The sequence below is a fragment of the Vibrio orientalis CIP 102891 = ATCC 33934 genome, assembly GCF_000176235.1.
GTDB lineage: Bacteria > Pseudomonadota > Gammaproteobacteria > Enterobacterales > Vibrionaceae > Vibrio > Vibrio orientalis.
In genome coordinates, this window is the sequence record NZ_ACZV01000003.1 from 75,544 (window position 1) to 94,797 (window position 19,254).

At 45.9% G+C, this 19,254-nt stretch carries 14 protein-coding genes; 13 read left to right on the plus strand and 1 reads right to left on the minus strand.

What is annotated here, in order from left to right:
* Positions 1-398 precede the first annotated feature (398 nt).
* The 13 genes from VIA_RS02445 (at position 399) to VIA_RS02510 (ending at position 15,328) form a co-directional block, all read left to right on the plus strand.
* Positions 399-1,847, plus strand: a complete 1,449-nt coding sequence (locus tag VIA_RS02445) for a YfcC family protein (RefSeq protein WP_004410560.1) — start codon at positions 399-401, stop codon at positions 1,845-1,847.
* Between the two features lie 1,102 nt (positions 1,848-2,949).
* Positions 2,950-4,173 carry an arginine deiminase gene (gene arcA, locus VIA_RS02450; RefSeq protein WP_004410565.1) on the plus strand — a complete coding sequence of 408 codons (1,224 nt, stop codon included), beginning with the start codon at positions 2,950-2,952 and terminating at the stop codon, positions 4,171-4,173.
* A gap of 60 nt (positions 4,174-4,233) precedes the next feature.
* A complete protein-coding gene (gene arcC, locus VIA_RS02455) occupies positions 4,234-5,145 on the plus strand; it encodes a carbamate kinase (RefSeq protein WP_004410567.1) in 912 nt (303 codons plus the stop codon).
* 105 nt (positions 5,146-5,250) lie between these two features.
* Positions 5,251-6,261 carry an ornithine carbamoyltransferase gene (locus tag VIA_RS02460; RefSeq protein ID WP_004410568.1) on the plus strand — a complete coding sequence of 337 codons (1,011 nt, stop codon included), beginning with the start codon at positions 5,251-5,253 and terminating at the stop codon, positions 6,259-6,261.
* A gap of 566 nt (positions 6,262-6,827) precedes the next feature.
* Positions 6,828-7,757, plus strand: a complete 930-nt coding sequence (gene pyrB, locus VIA_RS02470; RefSeq protein ID WP_004410569.1) for an aspartate carbamoyltransferase — start codon at positions 6,828-6,830, stop codon at positions 7,755-7,757.
* 16 nt (positions 7,758-7,773) lie between these two features.
* The gene (pyrI, locus tag VIA_RS02475) at positions 7,774-8,238 is read left to right on the plus strand and encodes an aspartate carbamoyltransferase regulatory subunit (RefSeq protein ID WP_004410574.1); all 465 of its coding nucleotides are present in this window, start codon (positions 7,774-7,776) and stop codon (positions 8,236-8,238) included.
* A 290-nt stretch (positions 8,239-8,528) separates the two neighbouring features.
* The gene (locus VIA_RS02480) at positions 8,529-9,017 is read left to right on the plus strand and encodes an arginine repressor (protein WP_004410577.1); all 489 of its coding nucleotides are present in this window, start codon (positions 8,529-8,531) and stop codon (positions 9,015-9,017) included.
* A 149-nt stretch (positions 9,018-9,166) separates the two neighbouring features.
* The gene (locus VIA_RS02485; protein WP_004410584.1) at positions 9,167-10,960 is read left to right on the plus strand and encodes a protein-disulfide reductase DsbD; all 1,794 of its coding nucleotides are present in this window, start codon (positions 9,167-9,169) and stop codon (positions 10,958-10,960) included.
* A 201-nt stretch (positions 10,961-11,161) separates the two neighbouring features.
* A complete protein-coding gene (locus tag VIA_RS02490; RefSeq protein WP_004410587.1) occupies positions 11,162-11,797 on the plus strand; it encodes a response regulator transcription factor in 636 nt (211 codons plus the stop codon).
* 103 nt (positions 11,798-11,900) lie between these two features.
* Positions 11,901-12,527 (plus strand): MarC family protein, encoded by a 627-nt coding sequence (locus tag VIA_RS02495; protein WP_004410599.1) that lies wholly within the window; start codon positions 11,901-11,903, stop codon positions 12,525-12,527.
* Positions 12,528-12,748: 221 nt separating this feature from the next.
* On the plus strand, positions 12,749-13,012 hold the full coding sequence (locus VIA_RS02500) for a DUF4212 domain-containing protein (protein WP_004410602.1): 264 nt from the start codon (positions 12,749-12,751) through the stop codon (positions 13,010-13,012).
* A gap of 12 nt (positions 13,013-13,024) precedes the next feature.
* Positions 13,025-14,752 carry a sodium:solute symporter family protein gene (locus VIA_RS02505; protein WP_004410604.1) on the plus strand — a complete coding sequence of 576 codons (1,728 nt, stop codon included), beginning with the start codon at positions 13,025-13,027 and terminating at the stop codon, positions 14,750-14,752.
* A 93-nt stretch (positions 14,753-14,845) separates the two neighbouring features.
* On the plus strand, positions 14,846-15,328 hold the full coding sequence (locus tag VIA_RS02510; protein ID WP_004410607.1) for a hypothetical protein: 483 nt from the start codon (positions 14,846-14,848) through the stop codon (positions 15,326-15,328).
* A gap of 453 nt (positions 15,329-15,781) precedes the next feature.
* On the opposite strand, the gene VIA_RS02515 is transcribed toward VIA_RS02510, so the two are convergent.
* A complete protein-coding gene (locus VIA_RS02515; RefSeq protein ID WP_004410614.1) occupies positions 15,782-19,210 on the minus strand; it encodes a PAS domain-containing hybrid sensor histidine kinase/response regulator in 3,429 nt (1,142 codons plus the stop codon).
* Positions 19,211-19,254: the final 44 nt, after the last annotated feature.

Here is a 19,254-nt window from a genome sequence, read left to right on the forward strand (position 1 = left end):
TTCATTTTTGACTTTAATCAATAAAAGCTCCGAAATTTACTCTTGAATTTTAATCCGGCGATATGAATAAAATTCCCTCATTATTAATTTATGCCTTTTTTCACTCAAGCCAATAAGAAAACTCCGTCAAAAAAAAGAATATTAATCCGGCTATTTCAAACAATTAGTCTCCACTTAATCTTTTGTAAAAAACCATACAAAGACAGGGTCTATATTTTTGTGAAGGCCCACAAAGTTACCTTTCCATCCTCGGATTAAAATAGTCCCAACAGGCAAGAAGCCTATATAAGAATTCCAATTACTAATAACTTCCCTACAAAGTTATTTTATTTTTAATAACGATGAGTCGCTGATTCACTTTTATTTATCGGTATATAAATAAAAGTAAGGAGATAGCCATGACAACCCAAACTGTACCGACCGAAGAAAAAAAAGGTGGCTTCTTTGCCAACTTCAAATTCCCTTCTGCATACACCATTCTTTTTATCTTAATTGCTTTAGTGGCAATGCTGACTTGGATCGTTCCCGCGGGTCAATACGACCGTGCAATGAATGAAGACCTAGGTCGTGAAGTTCCTGTCACTGGTACTTATCAAGCTGTAGAAGGGAACCCTCAAGGTGTGATTGATGTACTTCTAGCACCTATTGATGGCTTCTACGACCACAATAGCTATGAAGCTGCTGCAATCGATGTTTCTCTTTTCATTCTTATCATCGGTGGCTTCCTAGGACTAGTAACCAAGACAGGTGCGATTGACGCAGGTATTGAACGCGTTACCCATCGCTTGCAAGGTAGAGAAGAGATGATGATTCCTATCTTGATGGCACTGTTTGCAGCCGGCGGTACTGTCTATGGGATGGCGGAAGAGTCACTGCCTTTCTACACCCTACTCGTTCCTGTGATGATGGCCGCTCGCTTTGACCCATTGGTCGCAGCCGCAACCGTTCTTCTTGGTGCTGGTATCGGTGTGCTCGGTTCTACAATTAACCCATTTGCGACGGTAATTGCAGCCAACGCTTCTGGTATTCCATTTACCGACGGCATTATGCTGCGCGCTCTCATGCTAGTGATTGGCTACGGTATCTGTGTCGCTTACGTGATGCGCTATGCTCGCATGGTTCGTGAAGACCAAAGCAAGTCTATCGTTTACGACAAGTACGAAGAGAACAAGGCGCACTTCCTTGGCAACCAAGATGGCGGTTCTCTAGAGTTCACAACTACGCGTAAAGTAATTCTAACTATCTTCGGTGGTTCATTCGGGGTAATGATTTACGGTGTATCTGTCGCAGGATGGTGGATGGCAGAGATCTCAGCCATGTTCCTAGCAGCAACGATTCTTGTTGGTCTAGTGGCTCGCATGAGTGAGGAGGACTTTACCAATAGCTTTATCGACGGCGCTCGTGACCTACTGGGTGTCGCACTGATCATCGGTATTGCCCGTGGTATCGTGGTAGTGATGGACCGCGGTATGATCACCGACACTATCTTGTTCTCAGCAGAACAGATGGTGACTGGTCTATCGTCAGTGGTGTTCATTAACGTGATGTTCTTCCTAGAGATTCTACTGTCATTCCTAGTGCCATCAACGTCAGGTCTAGCGGTATTAACCATGCCAATCATGGCACCACTTGCTGACTTTGCGGGTGTTGGTCGTGAGCTTGTGATTACTGCTTACCAATCTGCTTCAGGTCTAGTGAACTTAATTACACCAACATCAGCGGTAGTAATGGGTGGTCTAGCTATCGCTCGCGTCCCTTACGTTCGCTGGGTGAAATGGGTCGCGCCACTACTCGCGATTCTGACTCTGTTCTGCATTGTATGTCTAAGTATTGCAGCGCTAATCTAGGTTAATCGTTTCTTTTCCTTACCCGGCTCACAGGAAGTGAGCCCTCTCCCAAAGCCGCCTTAGTGCGGCTTTTCTCATATCTAGGCTAGGTAAGAACCGTCCAGAGATTCCCTACTCGCTCCTTCGTCACTCTATGGAATGACTAACAAGCCTCTTCCTCACTACAGCATTGTCATCCTCAAGAATGAGGAACCAACGAGATGGGGATCTCTTAACCCTAGTCGCGATATTTTAGAGATTCCCTGCTCACTCCTTCGTCGCCCTATGGGATGGCTAACAAGCCTCCTCCTCACTACAGCACTGTCATCCTCAAGAGTGAGGAACCAACGAGTTGGAGAGTTCTTAACGCTAGTCGCGATATTTTAGAGATTCCCTGCTCACTCCTGCCGCCCTATGGAATGACTAACAAGCCTCCTCCTCACTACAGCACCGTCATCCTCAAGAGTGAAGAATGAACGAGTTGGGGATCTCTTAACGCTCGTCGCGATATTTTTGAGATTCCCTGCTCACTCCTTCGTCGAACTATGAAATGACTAATTCAAATATCATCATTCGATAATTATATATCTCGATATTTATAATAAGAAAAACTATCGCTATCAATTAACTCCATTAATCAATCTTATTTTAGTGTTCAACGCATTTTAAATAGTCAATGTGATCCAGAACAAATTTATTATCAAAAGTTTTGTTACCAAAGGCGTAAATCACCCTTTAAAAACACTTAACTAAGAACTTATAGTGCATATTTCTATTCTATTCACTGTTTTATCAAAGTTATTAAATTGAATATCTTTCCCCCAAACCACCTTTTGTCTAATTCCACGCATAAACTAATGCATAAACTTCCCAAGAACATAGCTAAATAGGGCATTCACATCCAGATAACAAGTGAATAGATATTGTTAAAACCCTTATAAATCAAGGCCTGGAGCATAAAAAACGAACTGTGATTGACCTCTAAGAATCCCCTGCCAACAGGCGTAATATGAATTCCAGAAACAAAATAAGTGAATAAATAAATTCACGCTTCTATTCCCTACAAATTAATTATTAGTTTTTAAAATAAAACTAATTAAAGAAATATAAGAGAGATACGATCATGAGTAAGTTATACGTAGGTTCTGAAATCGGTCAATTACGTCGCGTCCTTGTTCACCGCCCTAGACGCGCTCTCACTCACTTAACACCTTCTAACTGTCATGATCTACTGTTTGATGATGTACTTGCAGTAGAACGCGCAGGTAAAGAGCACGATGTGTTTACTCAAACACTACGTGACCAAGGTGTCGAGGTTCTACTACTTACTGACCTTCTTGCTGACACACTTGCAGTGCCAGAAGCAAAAGACTGGCTACTAAGCCGTCAGGTATCTGATTACCGTTTAGGTAAAACATTTGCTAATGACGTGCGCTGCTACCTAGGCGACCTTCCAAACCTAGAGCTAGCGAAGATCCTGACGGGTGGTCTGTCTTACGCTGAAATGCCAATGAAGTCTTCTTCAATGCTGCAAGGTCTTCACGCTCCAACAGACTTCATCATCGAGCCACTACCGAATCACCTATTCACTCGTGACACGTCATGCTGGGTATACGGTGGCGTATCTATCAACCCGATGGCGAAACCAGCTCGTCAACGTGAAACTAACCATGTTCGCGCTATCTACCGCTGGCACCCAACTTTCGCCGGCCAAGACTTCATTAAATACTTTGGCGATGACGAAAACATCAACTACGACAACTCTACCATCGAAGGCGGTGACGTATTGGTTATCGGTCGCGGCACAGTACTTATCGGCATGTCTGAGCGTACAACCGCACAAGGTGTTGAGCACTTAGCATCAGGCCTATTCAAACATGGCCAAGCGAAGCAAATCATTGCGATGGAGCTACCAAAACACCGCTCTTGCATGCACCTAGATACCGTAATGACGCACATGAACGAAGACACCTTCTCTGTCTACCCAGAAGTGGTACGCAAAGATGTGAAGTGCTGGAGCCTAACTGGCGATGAGTCTGGCGCAGTTAACGTCAAAGAAGAAGGCTACTTCGTAACAGCTATCGAGAAAGCGCTTGGCGTAGACAAGCTAAATCTGATCACTACCGGTGGTGACAACTTCCACGCAGAACGTGAGCAGTGGAACGACGCGAACAACGTTCTCACTGTGAAACCTGGCGTGGTTATCGGCTACGAAGGCAATACTTACACCAACGAGAAATACGACAAAGCAGGCATCACTGTCCTACCTATCCCAGGTGATGAGCTAGGTCGTGGTCGCGGCGGCGCTCGCTGCATGAGCTGCCCAATCGAACGTGACGGCATTTAAGTAACCAGTTGATTTGGCAGGAGGGATATTTCTCCTGCCCCCTGCAAAGAGATAACAGCAATGACTAAACAAACTGTAGTTGTAGCACTAGGTGGTAACGCTCTTCTTCGCCGCGGTGAACCGTTGGAAGCAGATGTACAACGCCACAACATTGAAATCGCGGTAAAAACCATTTCTGAAATCGCTCAAGAGTACAACGTAGTACTTGTCCACGGTAATGGCCCACAAGTTGGATTACTGGCTCTACAAGGCTTGGAATACAAAAAAGTGGCACCTTACCCATTAGACGTATTGGGCAGTGAGACTCAAGGCATGATCGGCTACATGCTGATGCAAGAATTCAAAAACCAAATGCCTAACGTCAACGCAACTTGCATGTTGACCCAGATGACGGTCGATCCAAAAGATCCTGCATTCGCTGACCCAACTAAGCCAATTGGCCCTATTTACGAAGAAGCTGAAGCGCGTGAGCTGGCAGAGAAGTACCACTGGACAATCAAGCCAGACGGCCAGCACTTCCGCCGTGTAGTACCTAGCCCACAACCAACGGGCATCATTGAGCATGAAGCGATCACTGCGCTTATCGAACAAGGTCACCTAGTAATTTGTACTGGCGGTGGCGGTATTCCGGTGAAACGCGAAAACGGCAAGTTAGTCGGTGTTGAAGCGGTTATCGACAAAGATATGTCAGCTGCATTCCTCGCTAAGCAGTTAGATGCCGATGCACTGCTTATCCTGACTGATGCCGACGCGGTTTACCTAGATTGGGGCAAACCAACCCAACACGCACTGCGCAGCACTAACCCAAGCGAACTGGCGAAATACCAATTTGATGCTGGTTCTATGGGACCAAAAATCGAAGCATCGTGCGAGTTCATTAATCAAGGCGGCAAAGTAGTCGGTATCGGCTCACTGCAAGATGGTCTGCAAATTCTTCAAGGCACAGCCGGCACTAACATCACTAAAGGCTAGGCCTTAAATAAAACATTAGTTACTTAAAACCAATTACCTTGTGCGCTTTCTTACCTCTTTCCCTGCAACCAAGAGAGCGCATACAAAACAAAGAAGGAAAACATCATGGCTTTTAACCTACGTAACCGTAACTTCCTAAAACTATTAGACTTTACTCCACGTGAAATCCAACACTTCTTGGACCTTTCAGCGGAACTGAAAAAAGCGAAATACAACGGCTATGAGCAACCTCGTCTAAAAGGTAAAAATATTGCGCTAATTTTCGAGAAAACATCGACTCGTACCCGTTGTGCATTTGAAGTTGCAGCATTTGACCAAGGCGCTCAAGTGTCTTACTTAGGCCCATCTGGTTCTCAAATTGGTCACAAAGAGTCAATGAAAGATACTGCTCGCGTTCTTGGTCGCATGTACGACGGCATCGAGTACCGTGGCTTCGGTCAAGAGATCGTTGAAGAGCTAGGCGCATACGCTGGTGTACCAGTATGGAACGGTCTAACAGACGAATTCCACCCAACTCAAATCCTAGCTGACTTCCTAACGATGATGGAACACGGCCGTGGTAAACAACTGCACGAAATGAAGTTTGCTTACCTAGGTGATGCACGCAACAACATGGGTAACTCACTCATGGTTGGCGCAGCGAAAATGGGCATGGACATCCGTCTAGTCGCTCCAAAAGCATTCTGGCCAGAAGAAGAGCTAGTGGCAACTTGCCGTGAAATCGCACAAGAGACTGGCGCGAAAATCACAATGACTGAAGACGTTCAAGAAGGCGTTCAAGGCTGTGATTACCTATACACTGACGTTTGGGTATCGATGGGTGAAGCGAAAGAAGCTTGGGCTGAGCGTATTAACCTAATGATGCCTTACCAAGTAAACATGGAAATGCTTAAAGCAACAGGCAACCCACATGTGAAATTCATGCACTGTCTACCAGCGTTCCACGGTGAAGATACCACTGTTGGTAAAGAGCTAGCAGCAGAATACCCACAACTGAAAGATGGTGTGGAAGTAACAGATGAAGTGGTTGAGTCTAAGCACTCTATCGTCTTCGATGAAGCTGAAAACCGCATGCACACAATCAAAGCGGTAATGGTTGCGACACTAGGTGATTAATCACCACTAGTCGCAGCTAATACTCAAAATAGTTGGAGCTGTAGCAAGGCAACAAATGAATGAGTCTTCCTGAGTTTAGTCCGCTAAATGATTGGCTGGGCCGGCACTCCGGGCGAATGAATGCAGTTAACGCCGCTACAGTTTCAAATATGAAGAGTATTTCTGCAGGGAAATGCGGGTGGCATGATGACTCTTCTCGATTATGTCTGAATAAAGCCCGCATTTTTTTTCATTGAGCATTAGAGAATTTTCTAACAAATACGCCCTCAAGCAAGATCTATCAAAGGTAGATTAAAAGTTTCGAAAAGATGCGAAATTCGCATAAAAATCCAATTTCTGGATACTTTTCGCAAACGCTTGCGTGGCGTTTTTTTGTGCGTATAATCCTCCGCAATTTGTCTAAGGAGAGTTAAAAATGACACAGTCACCGACAACCTTTCGTTGTTACCAAACGCGCCCAGAGTCGGGATCGTTTTCTGTTTCATTCTCTCTATTGATTCTATTTTAAAGCCTCCTATTTCAGGGGGCTTTTTTTTGTCTGTAAATCACGACTAGGAAACATTGCTATGGCGCATTCGTTATTTAATAAGCACATCATCTCCATCCCTGAGCTCAGCCGTGAAGAGCTAGAGCTTATCGTTGATACGGCGGCAAGATTAAAAGCTGAACCCAATCCAGAACTGTTGAAGAACAAAGTCGTGGCAAGCTGCTTCTTTGAGCCGTCGACTCGTACTCGTCTTTCATTTGAAACGGCTGTCGAGCGTTTAGGTGGCAGCGTGATTGGCTTTGATAATGGTGGTAACACATCACTGGCGAAAAAAGGCGAAACATTGGCTGACTCGGTCCAGGTTATCGCTTCGTATGTTGATGCGTTCGTTATGCGTCACCCACAAGAAGGCGCAGCACGTCTGGCGTCTGAATTCTCTAAAGGAGTGCCAATCATCAACGGTGGTGACGGCGCTAACCAGCACCCGACGCAGACACTACTCGACCTATTCTCTATTCATGAAACTCAAGGCACGTTAGACAACCTCAACGTAGCATTTGTTGGCGACTTAAAATATGGCCGTACTGTTCACTCACTGACTCAAGCTCTGGCGAAATTTAACAATGTGCGCTTCTTCTTTATCGCCCCTGATGCACTAGCGATGCCAGATTACATCTGTGAGGAACTCGAAGAATCCGGAATCCAATACAGCACTCACAGCAATATTGAAGAGGTGGTGCCTGAGCTTGATGTTCTTTATATGACGCGCGTGCAGAAAGAACGTTTTGACGAGTCGGAATATGCACATATGAAGTCAGCATTCATCTTAACGGCCGCAACGCTAGAGGGCGCACGAGATAATCTAAAAGTGCTTCACCCATTGCCACGCGTTGACGAAATCACAGTAGATGTCGACAAAACCAAACACGCTTACTACTTCGAGCAAGCAGAAAATGGCGTTTACGCTCGCGAAGCGCTACTGGCTCTCGTTCTAAACCAAACCATTTAATTGCAGGAGAGATATCATGGTGAAAGAAACTCAACTTCAGGTAGAAGCGATTCGTAATGGCTCTGTGATCGACCATATCCCTGCGAATATTGGGATTAAAGTACTTAAGCTGTTCAAAATGCATAAGTCGAATCAGCGAATCACTATTGGCCTTAACCTGCCTTCATCAGCATTAGGTGCGAAAGACCTGATCAAAATTGAGAACATCTACCTAACGAAAGAGCAAGCTAACCAGTTAGCCCTTTACGCACCGAAAGCAACGGTCAATCAGATTGAAGAGTACAAGGTGGTCAATAAACTCAACTTGGTTCTGCCTAACAGTATTGAAAGTGTTTTTGAATGCCCGAACAGCAACTGTATTTCACATGGTGAGCCAGTAGAAAGTCGCTTTAAGGTGCAAGAAAAACATGACAATGTGCAGCTAAAATGTCACTACTGTGAAAAAGTATTCTCTCGTGAAATTATGACAGAAGCTCGCTAGCACCATCCCATCTAGGTCGCGATACCTTGCGATAAAATTATGCGGATATTTATGCCAGCCTCTGAATAAATATCCGCAAATAAGCAGAATTCACTCCTAATTACAGTTACTTGGCCAGTTTTTTATTTGGCGATCCCATTCACAAAGCCGCATATACTTTGGTGGTAGACTGATAATCAAAATTAAGTCACCACAGAGTGACCGCTCATAGATAGATTGCACTTACATGGATCTGAGTGCCCAATAGCCACATGGACGATTGATTATTACGTCTGTTTTAAGGAGTTCGCATGAGTGAAACTCTAAACCCTAGTGTCATTGATTACAGCGAAGATAAAACGCTGACGGCTGCCTGCAAACGTTTATTACAGCAACAGAGCTTCACAACCCAAAATGAGTTGCGAGAAGCTCTGGTTGATATTGGTTTTCAAGGTATTAGCCAATCCACGGTATCAAGACTCCTGTCTCAGCTCGGGGTCGTGAAAGTACAAAATGCCTGCGGCAAAAAGGTATACTGTATTACGGTAGAAACCGCCCCTGTGCGTGTCGAATCCTCGATCTCTTCTCAGATTGAGTTCATTACTCATAACCAAGCGATGGTGGTAGTGAAGACCCACCCAGGCAGTGCCCAGCTGGTTGCACGTTTAGTGGATATTGACCCTCACACCGAGATCCTCGGTACGGTCGGGGGGAATGATACGGTGCTAGTCATTCCTAAAGACACCGACCACATCGATGCGTGTGAACGTGTCGTTCGAGCAAGGCTAGGCGTCGCTTAATCTTTTCTGGCGGCTGTCACTCGCACATGCAGTCGCCTTTAGAGCAATCTCTCGAACTACAGAATAATTTTCTTAAGGTGAAACTTATTCCCCCTATCCTCTGTCTGATTGAGTTAAAATGATGAAAATTTAACTCAAGTGACTCTTTTATGCGCTTCGCCTTATCTCTAATCTTGCTGTTTCTTTCTGTTATCTCTGCACCTGCGATGGCATTGTTTGGCAATTCGAATTCTGCACCAAGCTTTGGTAATAGCAGCAATACTTTTGTCCCTGTTGATGAGGCCTTCCCATTCAATGCCTTTCAACAAGGCAATCATGTTCTGCTTGATTGGCAAGTAAAAGAAGATTACTACCTTTACCAACATCGTATTTCAGTCAGTGGCGAGAACGTTACATTAGGTGATGTTGAAATGCGTGATGGTGAACCTTACAAAGATGAGTTCTTTGGTGAAGTCAATATCTACACGTCGCCACTGTTTGTTGAAGTGCCGCTGAGCAACTATCAAGAAGGCGCGCGTCTGATTGTTCAGTATCAAGGCTGTGCCAAAGCTGGTTTCTGTTATCCGCCAGAGACACGAATTGTCGATCTTACAAGCTTTGACTACCAAGAACCAAGTGCCGTAATACCTGCTCAAAAACCTGTCGACACTCAACCCGCATCAAAACAAGAGAGCACCTCATCACCTGTATCGAGTGAATCTAATCTCGCCTCCAAGTTGGGTGACAGTTGGTGGACTCCACTGCTGTTCTTAGCCTTAGGTGTTGGCCTAGCATTTACACCGTGTGTGCTGCCTATGTATCCAATTTTAACCAGTATCGTATTGGGCAGCGGTAAACTCAGCCATACTCGTGCATTAGGGCTAGCCTTTATTTATGTCCAAGGAATGGCGCTCACCTATACCTTACTTGGACTAGTCGTCGCATCTGCGGGCATGCAATTCCAAGCAGCAATGCAACATCCTTATGTTCTGATTGGCCTTAGTATTCTATTTGTTGTATTAGCGCTTTCGATGTTCGGCTTGTACACCATTCAATTGCCTAGCAGCGTACAGACTTGGTTAAACAACCTCAGCAATAAACAGCAAGGTGGTAGTTCGCTTGGCGTATTTGCCATGGGGGCGATTTCTGGTCTTGTTTGCTCACCATGTACTACCGCGCCACTCTCAGGAGCGCTACTATATGTCGCTCAAAGTGGCGATCTGTTTACTGGTGGTATTGCTCTGTATGCCTTAGCGATGGGCATGGGGATCCCATTGATGTTCGTCGCCGTGTTCGGCAATAAATTGCTGCCAAAAGCAGGTAATTGGATGGATCGAGTCAAGACGCTATTTGGCTTTATCTTACTTGCTGCGCCGATCTTCTTGCTAGAACGAATCTTGCCAGAATTATGGGCAACCGCGATGTGGTCAGGACTTGGTATTGCTGCCTTTGGTTGGCTATATCACGTTAAAAATTCACTGCCATTTGGTGGCTGGAAGCAGAGCGTGGTCGGCATCATTGCTGTACTTGGCCTATTTGCTTCAGCTCAACCAGCGCTGAATTACTACTTCGGTAACAGCACAATCGAACAAACAAGCCAGATTGAGTTTATCCAAATTAGCAATATTGATGAGCTAAACCAGCAGTTAGAAGCCGCCAAGCTTGCCGGTAAACCTGTCATGTTAGATTTCTACGCCGATTGGTGTGTGGCCTGTAAGGAGTTCGAGAAATACACCTTCCACCAGCCAGCTGTAGAAGCAAAATTGAAAAACTTCATTTTACTCCAAGCGGATGTCACGCGTAACCAACCGCAAGATATTGCGCTGCTGAAAGAAATGCGTGTGCTGGGATTACCGACTATTGAATTTTGGGATGCCAATGGCGAGCCAATTTCAAACGCTCGCATTACTGGCTTTATGAATGAAGATACTTTTCTAAAGCATTTGGACAGCCATAACCTGTAAGCAATTCAAACAACGCCAGCCTCTTTGCTGGCGTTGCTTTTCTTCCTCTCCCAATCACACTCACTCTTCGCCGTCCGACATATATATGCAATTTTGCTAATAAAACCCGATACAGTTCAGACTTTTAGCGGATAAATATTGTCCACAATCGCAAAGATGACAATAATTCTATTAACTAAACAGTCATAAGTAGTTAACGTCATGGATTCGACTTACACCATTATCATTGCAGATGATCACCCGCTATTTCGCAATGCACTATTCCAATCAGTGCACATGGCAGTGAGTGGTGCCAACCTACTCGAAGCTGACTCTCTTGAGGCGCTGCTTTCGCTATTAAAAAAAGAAGATGAACCGGACTTACTACTGCTTGATCTGAAAATGCCTGGAGCCAATGGCATGTCAGGCCTTATCCAGCTGCGCGCCGAATACCCTGATTTACCCATTGTTGTTGTCTCAGCCAGCGAAGAACCTGCGGTAGTGACGCAGGTCAAAAGTCATGGTGCATTTGGCTTTATTCCTAAGTCGAGTGATATGCGTGAGTTAGTCAGCGCGCTAAACCAAGTACTCAATGGAGAACCCTTTTTCCCAGAAGGTTCAATCACCAATAACGCGGCTTGTAACGATCTAGCAGAAAAAATTGCCACTTTGACACCTCAACAATACAAAGTCCTCGGAATGCTATCTGATGGTTTGCTAAACAAGCAAATTGCTTATGAGTTAAATGTTTCTGAAGCTACGATAAAAGCCCATATGACGGCAATCTTTAGAAAACTTGGGGTAAAAAACCGAACTCAAGCAGTAATTTTGCTGCAACAGCTAGAATCTGAAATCTAAGTTACAAAAAATTACACTATAGCTCTCAGAATTCTGTTAGCATAAGGGAATCAGGCGACAATCTGATTTACCCCTCTGTTCATTAACTCTGGGAGTACTTCTCTTGTTAAGCATTATAATTACACAGTTCGTTGTTCTTTGGGCGGTTATCGACCCAATTGGCTCTGTTCCCGTTTACCTTTCACAAACTCAACATTTATCCGCTAAACAACGTCGACTTGTCGCGTTAAAAGCGGTCGCTATCTCAACCGGTGTTTTACTGTTTTTCTTACTCGTAGGTCAGTTGCTCCTTGAAGCGATGCAAATTCCATTGCCAGCGTTTCAGGCCGCCGGCGGTTTAGTTCTACTGCTGTTCGCCCTTACGATGATCTTTGGTGAATCTAAACCTGAGCAAGAAACCAAGCTATCTAAAGAAGTCAACCACTCAGACTTAGCAGATTTAGCGGTCTATCCACTGGCTATCCCTTCTATCGCCTCTCCTGGCGCTATGATGGCGATTGTCATGCTAACCGACAACCATCGCTTTTCACTGATCGATCAAAGCATCACTGCTGGTGTGATGGTGGCAGTACTACTGATTACGCTATTGTTGCTGCTTGGTGCTACCCATATTCAGAAATGGATTGGTAATGTCGGCGCCGCGATTATCAGTCGTGTTATGGGGCTCATTTTGGCCGCCGTTGCCGTCAACAACCTGCTGATGGGGATCAAAGATTTCTACTTAGCCTAATAAAAATTGATAGATTTAACGCTGAAACGTTAGACTTTAGGCTAATTTAACACAACAGTAACATCACAAAAATCAATACGTCTCCTGCTAAGCGCCCGTTATATGGGCGCTTTTTGTTTTTATCGCCGCGACTAAAGTTGAAAAGAGTTCTTGCCAACCCCTTGCTAATGTAGATGGTGAAACATTTTTTTAACAACCCAACCAATCGTAAGGAGGCGGCAATGGCGTTTGAAAGTCAGGATAAAGCCAAAGCCTATTGGGATAAGAACGTAAAACTAATGATCACGTTAATGGTTATCTGGTTTGTCGTTTCTTTCGGCTGCGGCATCTTATTTGTCGATCAACTCAATCAATTTCAACTAGGCGGTTACAAACTAGGCTTCTGGTTTGCTCAACAGGGCTCAATCTATGCCTTCCTAGGTATTATTTTCTACTACGCGTGGAAAATGCGCCAAATCGACCGTGAATTCGGCGTAGATGAGTAAGGAGTAACTCAGATGGATTTGAAAACAATCACTTACCTCGTTGTTGGTGCGACCTTTATCCTTTACATCGGTATTGCGATTTGGGCTCGTGCTGGATCAACTAAAGAGTTCTATGTTGCAGGCGGTGGTGTAAACCCAATCGCCAACGGCATGGCAACAGCAGCAGACTGGATGTCAGCAGCATCATTTATCTCTATGGCTGGTCTTATCGCCTTCATGGGTTACGGCGGCAGCGTATTCCTAATGGGTTGGACTGGCGGTTACGTACTTCTAGCACTACTACTTGCACCTTACCTACGTAAGTTCGGCAAGTTCACTGTACCAGAGTTCGTAGGTGAACGTTTCTACTCAAACGCAGCACGTATCGTAGCGGTTGTGTGTCTAATCATCGCCTCAGTAACTTATGTTATCGGCCAGATGAAAGGCGTTGGTGTTGCGTTCGGTCGTTTCCTAGAAGTTGATTACTCTACTGGCCTACTGATCGGTATGTGTATCGTATTTATGTACGCGGTTATGGGCGGCATGAAAGGGATCACGTACACGCAGATTGCTCAATATTGCGTACTCATTTTAGCTTACACTATTCCTGCAATCTTTATCTCTCTGCAACTAACAGGTCACCCTCTACCTCAGATTGGCCTAGGAAGTACCATCCAAGGCACCGATGTCTATCTGCTCGATAGGCTCGACCAAGTGGTCACCGAACTCGGCTTTAGTGAATACACCACTCAAGTCCGTGGCGATACGTTAAACATGTTCGTTTACACAATGTCACTAATGATCGGTACTGCAGGTCTACCACACGTAATCATCCGTTTCTTCACTGTACCTAAGGTTCGTGACGCACGTACATCAGCAGGTTGGGCACTACTGTTCATCGCAATCCTATACACGACAGCTCCAGCAGTATCTGCAATGGCGCGTCTAAACCTAATGGATACGGTTAACCCAGCACCTGGCAAACACCTTGCTTATGATGAGCGTCCTGACTGGTTCAAGAACTGGGAGAAAACAGGTCTACTAGGCTTTGATGATAAGAACGGCGACGGCCTTATCGAGTACACATCAAGTGCAGCAACAAACGAACTGAAAGTTGACCGTGACATCATGGTACTGGCTAACCCTGAAATTGCGAAACTACCTAACTGGGTAATCGCGCTTGTGGCAGCGGGTGGCCTAGCAGCGGCACTATCAACGGCGGCAGGTCTATTATTGGCTATCTCGTCCGCGATATCCCATGACTTAATCAAAGGTGTCATTAATCCAAATATCTCTGAGAAGAAAGAGCTGCTCGCCAGTCGAATCTCCATGGCGGTGGCGATTGCGGTGGCAGGCTATCTCGGCCTCAACCCGCCAGGCTTTGCTGCAGGTACGGTTGCACTGGCCTTCGGTCTAGCCGCTTCCTCGATATTCCCTGCACTGATGATGGGTATCTTCAGCAAAGGCATCAACAAGGAAGGCGCAATCGCAGGTATGATTGCAGGTATCAGTATCACTCTATTCTACGTATTCCAACACAAAGGCATCCTATTCGTTGCTGACTGGAAATACCTAGAAAGTTGGGGCAGCAACTGGTTCCTAGGCATCGAGCCAAATGCATTTGGTGCAATTGGTGCTCTATTTAACTTCATCGTAGCGTTCGCTGTATCAAAAGTAACAGCAGAAACTCCACAAGAAGTTAAAGACTTGGTTGAACACGTACGCGTACCAGCAGGCGCTGGCGGTGCAGTAGACCACTAAAATTATACCTAAACCACAAAAGCCCCTATTGGGGCTTTTTTATTCGCTAAATTGAGTTAACTTAGCCCTTTAACGTTGTAGCAAGGACGCAAGATGTTCAAAAACAAGCACTTTCTAATCGCATTACTAATCGCCCCGATTCTTTCTCTGATTGCCTATTTTGGTACTGATATGGCGCTGAGTGAAAAACCTCATGCCGCTAAAGAAGGGGAAACCTATAAGTTAGCCGCCAAATCAAACTGCCGCTATACCAGTGGTCTGTGCGATATGACGAATGGCGACTTTAAAGTGCAATTTCGTTCAGAAAAGCTAACCGCTCAAGGGCTAGACTTAACATTAAAAGCAGCTTTCCCTCTTGAAGGCGTCAAGCTATCACTGGTAGATAGCCAAGATCAGAGCGCACAACCTATCGATATGGCATCGACAGATAGCACAGGTCAGCACTGGGCTGTGTCCTTACCAAAACCGAACTCCGCAGAGAGCTGGCTACGAGTTGCTATTCAGTCTGAAGGCACGCTTTATTACGGTGAGACTCAAACGGCTTTTGTTAAGTATGAAACGCTGTTTACCGAGTAACTGAAATATTAGATTTTAATAGGGGTTGGCATTTGCCAGCCTTTTTTATCACTGTAATTCCCCGAGAGCGAGGTATGAGTGAGCTTGGAGCGCTTAAAACAAACAGGAAACTTTATGAGATTCCCTACTCTCTCCTTCGTCGCTCTATGGAATGACCAGCTTCTTATGTTCATTGAGAACCTTAGCCCTACTGCCGTCATCCTCGAGAGCGAGGAACGAGTGAGTTGGGGATCTCTTCAAGCAAGTCGATGACTTATGGAGATTCCCTACTCTCTCCTTCGTCTATCTATGGAATGAATAGCTTATGTTTATTGAGAGCCTTAGCCCTACTGCCGTCATCCTCGAGAGCGAGGAACGAGTGAGTTGGGGATCTCTTCAAGCAAGTCGATGACTTATGGAGATTCCCTACTCCTTCCTTCGTCAGTCTATGGAATGACGATAATAGAGCTCCCCTTAAACCTGATTCAACACCGCTCTCAATTTCAACGGTTTAACAGGCTTAGGAATAAAGCTAAAGCCATTCGACTTAATGCCATCGAGCATGTCCTCAGTTCGGTCAGCACTGATGATCACCCCTTCAAAGCTATCACCTAAACGTAGGCGGCATTGCTGAAGCACTTCCAATCCGGTGCGGCCATTATCAAGACGATAATCGGACAAGATCACATCCGGCACCCAAGTTTCTTCGATGGCCTGAAGTGAATGGACTAAATCGACCGCCGTGCGAACATCACATCCCCAGCGTCCGAGCAGGTTCTCCATTCCAACCAAAATGTCGCTTTCGTTATCGACACACAACACTTTAAGATGACTTAGATCCGAAACAGCACTCGCTGGAGCAGCTTTCACAGGGGCAATCACCTGTTCACTGCGCGCTAAAGTGATCGAAAACACGCTGCCTTGACCCGGCCAAGAACGCATCGTGATTTGATGACCAAGCACATGAGCAATCCCTTTTGAAATCGCCAAGCCTAATCCTAGTCCCTGATCAGAGCGAACTTGTGTCCCACGCTTAAACTCTTCAAAGATTTCTTGCTGCTTGTCCTCATCAATGCCCATACCGTTATCCCACACATCAATACGAGCTTGGCTGCCGACACGCCGAACGCCCAGTACCACTTTCCCTTTCGGGCTATAGCGGAACGCATTGGTTAAGAAGTTTTGCACTACTCGACGGAGTAATTTCGGATCAGATTGAACCAGTAACAAGCTTGGAATCATCTTAAACTCAATACCTTGCTGCTTAGCAAGGGCACTAAACTCGGCATTAAGGTTGGCGAGCACATCATTAATCGCAAAGCCATGGACATTGATATCCAACTTGCCCGACTCAAGACGAGAGATATCGAGTAAGTCGCCGATCAAATCTTCTGCCGCCCCCAAGGCACTTTCTATATGATGAGAAAGTTGTTTGGTTTCATCATCCTTTGCCACTTCTGACAATGAAGAAGCGAATAGACGAGCCGCATTAAGTGGCTGCATTAAGTCATGACTAACCGCGGCTAGGAAGCGCGATTTCGATTGAGATTCATGTTCAGAACGTTGGGTTGCACTGACCAGCTTCTTATTCAGTTGTTCTAGCTCTTGGGTTCGCTCTTGAACGCGTTCTTCCAGCGATTCATTGGCATCTTTCAGCGCTTGTTCGGCGTCCCTAAACACCGTGATATCGGTAAAGCTCATGACGAAGCCACCACCCGGCATAGGGTTCCCCTGCACTTCAATCACGCGACCATCAGGACGAACACGAGACGAAGTATGACGGGTTCCTTGTTCTAAGTGAAACACTCGGCGGCGAACGTGCTGCTCTGGGTCACCTGGGCCACATAAACCTTGCTCGGCATTATGACGAATCACATCGGCAATCGGCCGCCCGACTTGAATTAACCCGGCAGGAAAGGTGAATAGCTCTAGGTAACGCTGATTCCACGCCACCAGCCTCAACTGCTTATCAACCACCGCAATCCCTTGGCCAATGTGTTCAATTGCCCCTTGCAACAAACCACGGCTAAAGTCATACAGCTCTGACGCTTCATCAACAATGGTTGCGACTTCTTCAAGCTGCATGTTTCGCCCTTGCAGCGCCGAAGTAAGGACTAACTTAGCGGAAGAGGCACCAAATACACCGGCCAGTACGCGTTCAGTATGACGAATTAAGGTAGAAGGGGCTTGCTGATTAGGTAACAAGGTTTCACGTTGCTGCTGCCAGTACTGCCTAAATGCACTTCTAACTCGCTGACGACCGACAAATCTAGAGGCCAACATTTCTAGCTCACCAACGGTGACTCGACTCTGGTATAGGCTTATATTTTCGCTTTCTGGCAACGGCGTACCGACAAATGATGCCGACTGTAAGCGTTCACTCAGGCTTGCGCGAGTAAACAGTGAAATCACCACATAACACAGAGTATTGAGCGTTACACTGAGCACGATGCCCCAATCTGAGTTTTTCACATCCCAATTTTGCAACAGTTCTGGTGGCGTGATCAGCCACAGTAAGAAGTTACTTTCAGCCGAACCCGCTAGCATATCGGTTTGGCTCATCAAGGTAATCAGCCACAAAGTAAAACCAACCGCTAAACCAACATATACCCCTTTGCGGTTACCCTGACGCCAGTACATACCACCAATAAGCGCCGGGGCGAATTGAGTAATCGCAGCAAAAGAGAGAAAACCAATCGCAGATAAAGAGTGGATACTGCCAAATGCTTGATAGAAACCCCACGCACCGAGTAGCAAGAGTAAAATGAGCCCGCGACGAATAACCAGTAGCAGCCCAGAAAAATGACGATGAGTACGCTGTGATAATCGCATCCGGCGCAGCAATAACGGCATCACTAGGTCATTCGAGACCATGATCGCCAAAGCAATGGTCGAGACTATTACCATGCCACTCGCTGCTGACGTACCACCTAAGAATGCCAGTAGAGCGACATCTTGCGCGCCGACAGCCATCGGTAGGCTAATCACATAGGTATCAGGACTGGCATCAGTCAACAGGCTTTGTCCTACCCAAGCAATCGGCAGAACAAAGATCCCCATCAAAATCAGGTAAACCGGAAATAGCCATCGCGCGGTATGCAGGTCTTGAGCGCGCTCGTTTTCCACCACCATGGTATGGAATTGACGAGGTAAACAAACAATCGCCAACATAGTTAACACGGTATGAATCAACAGAGTTGGGACATTGGGTGACTGATACGTTTGGCTGGCAATCTCAGCTAGTTCGACATCACTGCGGTTAAGGGCAAGGAAAAGGATAAAACAGCCGACCGCAAGGAACGCCACCAGCTTAACAATCGATTCAAAGGCAATCGCCATCATCATACCGCGGTGGTGCTCGGTATTATCAATATGACGGGTACCAAATAGCATGGTAAAGATCGCTAACGCAGCAACCACGAACCAAGAGACATCGAAACTCGAACCTTCGAGATGCACAGGGAGTTGCGGGGCAATGATCTCCAGTCCCATGGTGATACCACGTAGCTGCAGCGCGATATAGGGCAATATACCCGCCACAGCAATCAAGGTGACAACCACCGCTAACCCTTGCGACTTGCCATATCTTGCTGCAATAAAATCAGCGATAGAGGTGATGTGTTCGCGTTTAGCGGTAATGATCAGACGAGCTAAGATTCGCCATCCAAAGGTAAAGACTAAAATTGGCGCGATGTAGATCGGTAAGAATGACCAAGGATTGTTACTGGCCTGCCCGACCGTGCCGTAGAACGTCCACGAAGTACAATAGACGGCAATCGATAAGCTATAGACCCACGGACGCCACTTAGCGAGCCAAGTTTGACGCTTGTCACCATACCAAGCAATGAGAAACAGCAGCCCGAGATAGAGCAGTGAAACCGTGATCACTAACCAGCCTTGCATCCGATATCCTTATCTTGTGCGCATTTTTAACCACAAATAAAAAA